Annotated in this window: 2 protein-coding genes, 2 tRNA genes and 1 pseudogene; 3 read left to right on the top strand and 2 right to left on the bottom strand. The window is 64.6% G+C overall.

Going from position 1 to position 2,392, the window contains the following annotated elements:
- Both Mlute_RS14975 and Mlute_RS14980 read right to left on the bottom strand, forming a co-directional pair.
- A pseudogene (locus Mlute_RS14975) lies at window positions 1-814 on the bottom strand (hypothetical protein); the annotation flags it as partial.
- A 13-nt stretch (window positions 815-827) separates the two neighbouring features.
- A complete protein-coding gene (locus Mlute_RS14980) occupies window positions 828-1,466 on the bottom strand; it encodes a hypothetical protein (protein ID WP_119361318.1) in 639 nt (212 codons plus the stop codon).
- Between the two features lie 113 nt (window positions 1,467-1,579).
- Here Mlute_RS14980 and Mlute_RS14985 point away from each other — a divergent pair.
- The 3 genes from Mlute_RS14985 to Mlute_RS14995 all read left to right on the top strand — a co-directional run.
- Window positions 1,580-1,653, top strand: a tRNA-Gln gene (locus tag Mlute_RS14985).
- 69 nt (window positions 1,654-1,722) lie between these two features.
- Window positions 1,723-1,797: transfer RNA gene (locus Mlute_RS14990), tRNA-Glu, on the top strand.
- A gap of 57 nt (window positions 1,798-1,854) precedes the next feature.
- Window positions 1,855-2,392 (top strand): MFS transporter (locus Mlute_RS14995; RefSeq protein ID WP_342770224.1); only part of this gene is annotated, 538 nt, incomplete at its 3' end.

The raw sequence follows: 2,392 nt of genomic DNA on the forward strand, positions 1-2,392 counted from the left end.
TCCTCCCGCTGCGCAGAACCCCCCCAGGGGCGGGGGGGTTCTGCGCAGCGGGAGGAGGGGTCCTGCGCCCCTGTGACTGGGGGCTCGAGGCCGCCTTTAAGAAGTTCTGGGCCTGGGTCAGCAAACCCTGGGCGTCGCTTTTAAAGCCGCTGAGGTTGCCGCTGGAGAGCTTGCCCATGGCATCCACAAAACTCCTGGCGCTCAGCCCTTGGGCTCTGGGGGAGTCCTGCACAATCAGGTAAAGCGCGTAGGCCCGGGTGGCCTCGAGGTAAGCCCGCACCGGGCTGGTCTGGGCCAAGGCCCGCTGCAGGGCGTTGATAATGCCCTGGGCGTAGGTGCGCTCAAAAAAGCGGCGCAACCCCTCGAGGTTGCCCTCCGCGGCCAGGGGCTCCGCTTGTGCCCGAAGGCTCGCGGGCAGCCCACTGGCCGAGAGAAGTTTGGGCAAAAGGCGGGCGGCCTCGGCGGCGCGGCCCTCCGTTAGGGCCTTGAAGTAGTCGTCGTAGAGGGCCTTTCCCAGGATGGCCTTGATAATCTGAACCCTGGCCTCGAGGTCGGCGCTGCTGCGGCGAGCCAGGGACTGGCGGGCATCGGCCAATGACTGCAGCACGCCATCCCGCAACACCGGGGCCAGCTCCGCCGCGCCCTTGCGGAAGTCGTCCTCAGCCTTGGTCAGAAGCTCCAAAGCCCGCGCCGGGTTGCTGCTTTGCAGCGAACGCACCTGATCCAGCGTGGGCGCGAGCTGGTCGTAGAGGGTGAGGGCTGGGGTAGCCCAACCCAGACCAAGCAGGGCTAAAAGGGCGAACCATCGCTTCATCACTCAAAACCTCCTATCGCTCAGCGCCTACCCGGATGGCCTCTATCCTACGCATACGAAAGAGAAACTGCCCAAGGTTGGCCTCCCCCTGCATAAGCAGGGCCAGATACCCACACCCCAAGGGCCGCAGCACCATCTGGGCTCCCCCCAGCACAGTGTAAAACACCCGGTAGCCTCCCCTGCGTTCAAGCAACCCATGGGCTGCCCTGAGCATCTCCAACACGCCTGGCCCACAAGCCCCCAGCCGAAGCTCCTGACCGTAGATGGACTCCAGCACCACTGCCAAAACCCCCTCACCCCGGGCCAGGCTCTGCACCAAGGCCTGGCGCTCCTTCTCGCTGCTCAGGTCCACATACTCGGTCGGGTCAGGAACCTCCAGGGTAGGCTGGGCAGCCCTCCTTGGGTCTGAAGGACCCCTATCCTGGGCCCGCAACTCCCGCACCAGCCGGCTCAGGTCGGGCAGCAACCCGCTGATCGGAAGAATCCCCACCAGCTCACGCTGCAAGGGCCCCTCAATCAGTTCAGCCCAGCCCCTGGGGCCGAGCAGATGGGACGGCTGGCCCCGCAAGGCCCGCTGAAGCAAGCTCCGCGCCGCCGTAGGGGAAACCAACTGGCTCAAGGCCTCAACAATCTTCTGCTCTATCTCCTTCAAAAAGCCTCCTCCAGGTGAGGACCTACGTCCTGAGGAGATTATAGAGAAGCCCTTGCCAAAACCCGGGTCATCTTGTACCATACCGGTTGCCTGTGGTTGCAGGCCCTGGCCGTTGGGGCATCGTCTAACGGTAGGACTACGGATTCTGGCTCCGTCAATCGTGGTTCGAATCCACGTGCCCCAGCCAGATTTATCTTGGACCGCGGTACGGTGGGGCCAAGCCCCGCAGAGCCGAGTTCAAGATAAGCCCTTTCCTGGCCCCATCGACTAGCGGTTAGGTCACCGCCCTTTCAAGGCGGCGGCAGGGGTTCGAATCCCCTTGGGGTCACCACAGGGTCCCCAGCCCAGCCTGGGGGCTTTTTGTTAGGTTGCATCCGGAGCCAAACGCTTGAGCGAAGCTGCGAACCCCCTCCGCTTACGCCTAATTCTGGGCAGCACCCTAGGCCTTTTCATGACCGGGGCTACTGGCGCTGCGGTCGGAGCGGTGCTTCCCCAATGGCAGCAGGCCTTCGGCGTGAGGGGAGAACTCTCCTGGTACTTCAACCTGCTCTTTGCGGGGGCCATTCTCGGCATCCTGCTGAGCAGCCGAATGCGGCGCCGCCATCCCTGGCTCTCCCTGGCGCTTCTGGGTGGGGGGGGGGGGCTGGGCGTCTTCGCCCTAACCCCAGAGGTTTGGGGAATTTTCGGAGGGGCCTTTCTCCTAGGGATAGGGGTAGCCATTGCCAACTTCCACTGCAACGCGCTGCCCTTGGACCTTTACCGTACCGGGCAGGCGGTGGTGCTGAACCGAATCAGCGCGGCCTTCGGGGTAGGGGCGGTTCTGGCCCCTTTGCTGATGGTCTGGCTGCCCTGGCGTCTGGCCTATGGGCTTCTGGCCGGGGTGGCGGTAGCGGCCGCGGCCCTCCTTTGGAAAGCCCCCCCACCCC

The sequence above is a fragment of the Meiothermus luteus genome (assembly GCF_003574085.1).
GTDB lineage: Bacteria > Deinococcota > Deinococci > Deinococcales > Thermaceae > Meiothermus > Meiothermus luteus.